Here is a 7035-nt window from a genome sequence, read left to right as displayed (position 1 = left end):
GTCCCTATCTGCCGTGGACGTTTGAGATTTGAGAGGGGCTGCTCCTAGTACGAGAGGACCGGAGTGGACGAACCTCTGGTGTTCCGGTTGTCACGCCAGTGGCATTGCCGGGTAGCTATGTTCGGAAGAGATAACCGCTGAAAGCATCTAAGCGGGAAACTTGCCTCAAGATGAGATCTCACTGGAGCCTTGAGCTTCCTGAAGGGCCGTCGAAGACTACGACGTTGATAGGTCGGGTGTGTAAGCGCTGTGAGGCGTTGAGCTAACCGATACTAATTGCCCGTGAGGCTTGACCATATAACACCCAAACAATCTGACCGCGGTCAGAGCGTGAGGAAGACGACGCCGAAAACGGGCGCGTGGGTTCGCAAGACCCCAAGACGACACGTCTACTTCGATCACAGACCCAATTGGGCCAGCCAGGCACGCTCTACGCCTGGCCAGCCAACCGAATTGCTTGACGAACATAGAGCATTGGAACCACCTGATCCCTTCCCGAACTCAGAAGTGAAACGATGCATCGCCGATGGTAGTGTGGGGCTTCCCCATGTGAGAGTAGGTCATCGTCAAGCGCCTAACACCCAGCACCCCCGCTCAGTTCACTCTGACGGGGGTGTTGTCATTGGGGCGGAAGAAAGTCGAACGGAGTTCGGGATGCCGTTGCTGAAACTGCTGAGTGATGGAAAATTTCATTCCGGCGTCGAGCTTGGTGAAGCCTTGGGCGTCTCCAGGAGTGCTATCTGGAAGCGGCTGAAGACGCTGGAAGATGACCTGGGCGTCGAGGTGTTCAAGGTTCCGGGACGGGGTTACCGCCTGGAGGAGCCCCTGTCGCTGCTCGATGCCGAGCGGATCGCACAGGAGGGCGGTTGGCCGGTGGCGGTCCTGGCCTCCATAGACTCCACCAATGCCGAGGCGCAACGCCGTCTGCCGCAGCAGCAACCGCCATTCGCCTTGCTGGCCGAGCATCAACAGGCCGGTCGTGGTCGTCGTGGCCGCGCCTGGGTCAGCCCCTATGGCAAGAATCTCTATCTCACCGCCGTGGTCTCCAGCCCGGGCGGGATCCAGAAACTGCAGGCCCTGAGTCTGACCATGGGGTTGGCGGTGATCCGCACCCTGCAACAGCTGGGCGTCGAGGACGCCTGCCTGAAGTGGCCCAACGACGTTCTGGTCCGTGGGCGCAAGCTGGCCGGCATCCTCATCGAGTTGTCGGGTGATCCGCAGGACGTCTGCCAGGCCATCATCGGCATCGGCATCAACGTCAACATGCGCCTCGCCGACAACATCGATCAGCCGTGGATCTCCATGGCCGAGGCCTTGGGCGGTCTGCAGGACCGCAACCAGGTCGCCAGCCTGCTGCTCCGGGAAATCGACAGTCTGTGGCAGATTCATCGCCGGTCCGGATTCGCCGCCCTGCGCAGCGAGTGGGAGCGTTATCATGGCTGGCAAGGTCGAGCGGTAACCCTGTCTTCGGGGGTTCGCTGTATCCAGGGCACAGTGGCAGGAGTTGCCGAAGATGGGGCTATTCTCATGCATGTAGACGGTCAGACGCAGGCATTCAGCGGTGGCGAATTGAGCCTGAGCCTAGATCATGATTCTTGAACTCGATTGCGGTAACAGCCTCATCAAGTGGCGCCTGCTCGCAGCCGGTGCCGAGGTGGTGGATACCGGCATCGTCGACAGCGACGACGCCCTGATCGCGGCGCTTTCCCAGCCGGACAGTCCTGCCCTGGCGGCCTGCCGGCTGGTCAGCGTGCGCAGCGACGAAGAGACCCAGCAGCTCAAGGAGCGGCTCACCGCCACCTTTGGCATCGCCTGTCACCAGGCCCTGCCGGTCGAGGTGTGGAATGGCGTGCGCAATGGCTATCGTGACCATCAGCGTCTGGGCATGGATCGCTGGCTGGTGATCCTGGCCGCGGTGCAGTTGGCCGAGGGCAAGGCCTGCGTGGTCCTGGACCTGGGGACGGCGGTCACCGCGGATCTGGTCGATGCCCAGGGCGAGCACCAGGGAGGGTTCATCTGTCCGGGGATTCCGTTGATGCGTCGGGAACTGCAGACCCATACCCGTCGGATCCGCTACGATCCACATTGGGCCAGTGGTGAACGCTACGAGGCGCCGGGACGCACGACCATCGAGGCCGTGGAGCGTGGGTGTCTGTACATGCTCAAGGGTTTCGTCCGTACCCAGTACGAACTGGCTCAGGAAATGTTCGCCGAAGGGTGCGAGATCTTTCTGACCGGGGGGGACGCGGAACTGGTCAAACATGTCGTTCCGGGTGCGCGGATCGTGCCCGATATGGTGTTTGCTGGATTGGCTTTGGCGTGTCCGCTCGAGAACGAATGATGCGTTGGTTGTTTCTGCTATTGGTGGTACTGAACGTTTTCTACTACATATGGCACCAACAGCAGGTGCCGTTGCTGGGTAAGGAAATCGCCCCTCTGGCGCTGTACAAAGGCGAGCGTGAGAACATTCGCCTGTTGAACGAGACGGCATCTGGTGACGCTGCGCGGCGTCAGTGACGGCGGTACCCTTCGATGAGGAGCGAAGATGCTGACGCTAGGTAATCTCTGCCTGTTGCTGGGCGCGGTCGGCATTGGTCTGTGGTTCTGGCATGCCCATGGCATTCGCGAGCGCGCGCTGCTGCTGGCCGAGCAGGAGTGTCGTCGCCGCAAGGTGCTGCTGCTCGATGGCGCCGTGGCTTTCTCGCGCTTTCGCTGGCTGGCCGATGCCAAGGGACGCAAGCGCCTGGCCCGACTGTTTTCCTTCGAATTCACCGTGACGGGGGAGGAGCGGCTCGACGCCTCTCTGGCCCTGTTCGGCAAGACCCTGGCCAAGGTCGAATTCGCCCCCTTCGTGGTACCCGAGGTCGAACGTCCGACGGCCGATTCGGTGGTGGCTTCGGCGCCTGCCTATCAGGCCAAGCCCGAGCATGGCCAGGTGGTCTATCTGGACCAGTGGCGGCAGCGCCAGCGTACCGAGACCAATCGGCGGCAAGAGCCGGAGTAGTCCGGCATACCTGCTTTCGACAGCTTTCCCTTCCCCCATCCCGACGCTCAGCACCGCTGCTCCGCTCCGGCTTTTTCGTTTCTCTTCATGTGATCCCTGATGTTCAGCCCTCTCGTTACCTTTCCTGCGCTCTATTTCGCTACCCTCCTGATGCTGGCCGGTTCCGGTCTCTTCACCACCTACATCGGTCTGCGACTGACCGAGCAGGGGGCGGGGGATATGTGGACCGGCGCCCTGATGGCGGCCTATTACTTCGGGCTGGTGTGCGGCGGCAAGTTCGGCCATCGGCTGATCGCCAGTGTCGGCCATATCCGTTCCTATGTGGCCTGCGCCGGTGCGGCGACGGTCACCGTGCTCATCCATGCCCTGATCGATGACCTGAACGTCTGGATCGCGCTGAGATTCGTCATGGGCGTGGTGATGATGAATCAGTACATGGTGATCGAGAGCTGGCTCAACGAGCAGGCGGAGAATCACCAGCGTGGCAAGGTGTTCGCCGGCTACATGGTGGCGGTGGACCTGGGGCTGGTGATCGGCCAGGCGCTGCTGGCCTGGCATCCGCAGCTCGACTACAAGCCGCTGCTGCTGGTGGCCATCTGCTTTGCCTCCTGCCTGATTCCCCTGGCTATGACCCGGCGGGTGCACCCGGCCAAGCTGGTGGCGGCACCGCTGGAGATCCGTTTCTTCTGGCAGCGGGTGCCCCAGTCGCTGGTGACCATCTTTACCGCGGGGCTGCTGGTGGGGGGCTTCTATGGCCTGGCGCCGGTGTTCGCCAGTCGCAGTGGCCTGGATACGGCGCAATCGAGCTTCTATGTGGGGCTGTGCATCGTCGCGGGATTCTGTGCCCAGTGGCCGCTGGGCTGGCTGTCGGATCGCCTCGATCGCTGCAAGCTGATCCGCGCCAATGCGGTATTGCTGTGCCTGGCGGCGGTACCGCTGTGGGGACTGATCACCTTGCCCTATCCCTGGCTGCTGGCCGCGGGCTTCGTCTCGGGCATGCTGCTGTTCACCCTCTATCCGCTGGCGACGGCCTTTGCCAACGACCATGTCGAGCCCGAGCGGCGCGTGGAGTTGTCGGCGATGCTGCTGACCACCTATGGCGTGGGGGCCTGTATCGGACCGCTGCTGGCCGGTGCGGCCATGGAGCATTTCGGCCCGGGCACCTTCTATGTGCTGACCTCGGCCTATGCAGTGATCCTGATCGTTTTCGTGCAGCCCCGCTTCGTCAGTGGCGAACACCGGCTGGACGAGGCGCCGCTGCATCACGTGGCCATGCCGGATACGGTGAGTCCGATGGCGGCGGCACTGGATCCGCGCATCGACGAGGTGCCGCAGGAACTGGTGGTGGAGGCGCCGGCCAGTATCGGGCCGGGTGGCGAGAAGAGCCACTGAGCGAGCCCGGCGCGAGGCCGGGCAGGAAGAGACGACTAGGACTCAGGCCTGGCGGGTCTGGCCGGCCTTGATCAGGCGGTCGAGGGTCTGGGCCGAACCGTTTTCGGCCAGGGCGTCATCCTGCAGGCGATGCTGCTGACGGTCGATCAGCCGACCCATGGGACGCTGGCTGGATTCTTCGGCCACCGTATCGTCACCGAGGCGCTGCTGCTGGTCTTCGATCACCTGGCCCAGGGGGCGCAGGCTGGATTCCTCGGCGATCCGGCGTTCCTGCACCTGGCGTTGCTGCTGCTTGATGACTTCACCCAGGGGACGCAGGCTGGATTCTTCGGCCAGGGTGCGCTGCTGCAGGCGCTGCTGCTGTTGCTTGATCAGCTGGCCCAGCGGGCGCTGGCTGGATTCCTCGGCGACCTGGGTGGCGGCGCTGGGGGTGAAGGCGAAGTCCTGGGCGAAGGTGTTCAGGGCCAGGGCGGTCAGGGCGAAACCGAAGGCGATACGCAGGTTCATGATGGTGTCCTCTGGGGAAACTGTGCTGGAGTGAGTTCAGTATCCCGAGCAGGACCGCTCGAAAAAAATAGACTGGCGAGATAGTGACTATCAGCGCCGTCGATGCCTTTCAAAAAGTCTCTAGCCTCCCGTCGATGATTGCCCCTTTTCCGCTTCGCTCAGGTGCGCGCCGCCGAACAGCTCGCGCAAGGCGGCGGCATAGTCGCGCGTGCCTATCACCATGCTGTTGGAGTGGGTCCCGCCGGGGATCAGCAGCAGGCGCTTGGGCGGCCGGGCCGCCGCATAGAGGGCTTCGCTGAAGCGGGGAGGGACATAGCGATCGTCGCTGCCGTGGACGATGAGCACCGGGATATGGATGTCCGGGATCTTGTCCAGGGAGTCGAATTTTTCCGACATCAGCCAGCGCAGGGGAAAGCGGGTGTCGACCACCGCCGAGGCGGCATCGGCCAGGGTGGTGAAGGTGGATTCGATGATCAGCCCGGCCGCGGCGGGATAGTCGCCCGTGGGATCCCCGTCGCGGGCGATGCGCCAGGCCAGGTCGACCGCCACGGCGCCGCCCAGGGAGTGGCCGTAGATGTATCTCTTGCGGGGATCGGGCTGCAGGCTCTGCAGATGCTTCCAGGCGACCCGGGCGTCCTGGTAGACGCTGCGTTCGGAGGGCACGTCGCCAGGGCTTTCGCCAAAGCCGCGATAGTCGATGGCCAGCACCGAATAGCCGAGTTGCCGCAGGGTGGCGATGCGCCGGACCTGGGCGGTGAGATTCCAGCGGGTGCCGTGCAGATAGAGCAGGGTAGGGGCGTCCGGACGGCGGGCGGGCCACCACCAGGCATGCAGGTAGTCGGTGCCGGTCAGGCCGTCCGGCACCGGCAGGTTGAGCTGGCGGACGCCTTCCGGCACGCCGGTGAACCAGCTGGCATTGCCCGGCTCGATGCTGAACACCCACTGGCGTTCGCGATAGGCCAGTTCCGAGCAGCCATAGGGGACCCCCACCCCTACCAGCAGGGTAACGAAGAGCAGCGGGATCAGGCGACGGCGGAGCAGGGTGGCGAGGGACATGGCTTTCTCTGGATACCGGAAGACGCAGGGTAGGGGCATTCGTCGCCTGGCGCGAACCCCCGTTTCGGTTGGACAGTCATCCTAGAGACAGCGACTGCAGTGACCCCCAACCTGAGGTGAGCCATGAGTGCGACGGCCAAGAAGAGCGATCCCGAACTCTGGGAAAAGGTGAAGAAAGAGATTACTGAGGGCGACAAGGGCGGCAAGCCCGGTCAGTGGTCGGCGCGCAAGGCGCAACTGGCCTCCCAGGAGTACCAGAAGCGCGGTGGTGAATACCAGGGCGGCAAGGGCAAGGACAATCATCTGCAGCAGTGGACCGACGAGAAATGGGACACCCGCTCCGGCAAGAAGTCCGAGGAGACCGGCGAGCGCTATCTGCCGGAAAAGGCCCGGGACTCCCTGAGCAAGGAAGAGTACCAGCGCACCACCGCCAAGAAGCGCCGTGACACGCGCCGCGGCAAGCAGCATTCCAAGCAGCCGGCCGACGTGGCGCGCAAGACGGCGGCGGCGCGTGAGTCGGGCCTGGCCGGTCTGACCAAGGACGAGCTGATGAAGCGTGCGGCGCGCCGCGAGGTGCGGGGCCGGTCGCGCATGAAGAAAGACGAACTGGTGAAGGCGTTGCAAAAGGCAGGTGAAAAATGAGCACCAAGAAGGCTTCCAACGACGACAAGAAGGACGACAAGAAAGAGGTCCGCAGCGAGTTCAAGCAGGTGGTCAACATGACCCCGAGTCAGCTGCGCAAATGGCTCAGCGGTGACACCAGCAAGGGCGTGGGCATGACCAAGGGTGGCAAGAAGGTCAAGGCCGCCAACGACGGCAAGGCAGTCGGTCATGCCATGGGCGAGCGCATCCTCGAGCTCAAGGGCAAGCGCCAGGCCGAGCTGGAAGACGATGACTACAAGGCCATGCGCAAGGTCATCGGCTATGTGCATCGCCACCTCAAGCAGCGACCGGACGGCGACATCGAAGACTCGCGCTGGCGCAAGTCACTGATGAACTGGGGCCATGACCCCCTGCGTGACAAGCGCAGCGCCTGATCCCGACGAACCGCAGCCCAGGCTGCGGTTTTTGTTTTC

At 63.4% G+C, this 7035-nt stretch carries 9 protein-coding genes and 2 rRNA genes; 9 read left to right on the top strand and 2 right to left on the bottom strand.

Translation table 11 applies throughout. The annotated features are described in order from the left end of the window. The 7 genes from CFE50_RS10630 to CFE50_RS10600 form a co-directional block, all read left to right on the top strand. Positions 1 to 297, top strand: a 23S ribosomal RNA gene (locus tag CFE50_RS10630); the annotation flags it as partial. 159 nt (positions 298 to 456) lie between these two features. Next, positions 457 to 572: ribosomal RNA gene (gene rrf, locus CFE50_RS10625) — 5S ribosomal RNA — on the top strand. 82 nt (positions 573 to 654) lie between these two features. Next, the gene (gene birA, locus CFE50_RS10620; RefSeq protein WP_286733333.1) at positions 655 to 1599 is read left to right on the top strand and encodes a bifunctional biotin--[acetyl-CoA-carboxylase] ligase/biotin operon repressor BirA; all 945 of its coding nucleotides are present in this window, start codon (positions 655 to 657) and stop codon (positions 1597 to 1599) included. Beyond that, positions 1589 to 2341 (top strand): type III pantothenate kinase, encoded by a 753-nt coding sequence (locus CFE50_RS10615; RefSeq protein ID WP_007162611.1) that lies wholly within the window; start codon positions 1589 to 1591, stop codon positions 2339 to 2341. Before birA ends, CFE50_RS10615 begins: the two co-directional genes overlap by 11 nt. Beyond that, on the top strand, positions 2338 to 2517 hold the full coding sequence (locus CFE50_RS10610) for a hypothetical protein (protein WP_037006863.1): 180 nt from the start codon (positions 2338 to 2340) through the stop codon (positions 2515 to 2517). The genes CFE50_RS10615 and CFE50_RS10610 overlap by 4 nt, the downstream gene beginning before the upstream one ends. 28 nt (positions 2518 to 2545) lie before the next feature. Further along, positions 2546 to 3004 carry a DUF3301 domain-containing protein gene (locus CFE50_RS10605; RefSeq protein WP_027599086.1) on the top strand — a complete coding sequence of 153 codons (459 nt, stop codon included), beginning with the start codon at positions 2546 to 2548 and terminating at the stop codon, positions 3002 to 3004. Positions 3005 to 3103: 99 nt separating this feature from the next. Beyond that, positions 3104 to 4396, top strand: a complete 1293-nt coding sequence (locus tag CFE50_RS10600; RefSeq protein WP_145152807.1) for an MFS transporter — start codon at positions 3104 to 3106, stop codon at positions 4394 to 4396. A gap of 42 nt (positions 4397 to 4438) precedes the next feature. Here the strand turns inward: CFE50_RS10600 and CFE50_RS10595 are convergent, their stop codons facing one another. Further along, complete coding sequence (locus tag CFE50_RS10595; RefSeq protein ID WP_042138274.1) at positions 4439 to 4903, bottom strand: hypothetical protein; 465 nt, start codon at positions 4901 to 4903, stop codon at positions 4439 to 4441. Positions 4904 to 5023: 120 nt separating this feature from the next. Further along, the gene (locus tag CFE50_RS10590) at positions 5024 to 5959 is read right to left on the bottom strand and encodes an alpha/beta hydrolase (RefSeq protein ID WP_241809226.1); all 936 of its coding nucleotides are present in this window, start codon (positions 5957 to 5959) and stop codon (positions 5024 to 5026) included. 123 nt (positions 5960 to 6082) lie between these two features. On the opposite strand from CFE50_RS10590, the gene CFE50_RS10585 reads away from it, so the two are divergent. Further along, positions 6083 to 6601 (top strand): hypothetical protein, encoded by a 519-nt coding sequence (locus CFE50_RS10585; protein ID WP_007162605.1) that lies wholly within the window; start codon positions 6083 to 6085, stop codon positions 6599 to 6601. After that, complete coding sequence (locus tag CFE50_RS10580; RefSeq protein WP_007162604.1) at positions 6598 to 6996, top strand: DUF3140 domain-containing protein; 399 nt, start codon at positions 6598 to 6600, stop codon at positions 6994 to 6996. The genes CFE50_RS10585 and CFE50_RS10580 overlap by 4 nt, the downstream gene beginning before the upstream one ends. Positions 6997 to 7035 lie beyond the last annotated feature (39 nt).

It is taken from the genome of Pseudomonas sp. PGPPP4 (assembly GCF_002256045.1).
Taxonomy (GTDB): Bacteria; Pseudomonadota; Gammaproteobacteria; order Pseudomonadales; family Pseudomonadaceae; genus Chryseomonas; species Chryseomonas oryzihabitans.
Note: the sequence above shows the minus strand (reverse complement) of the source record. Positions and strands in the feature narration are given on the sequence as shown.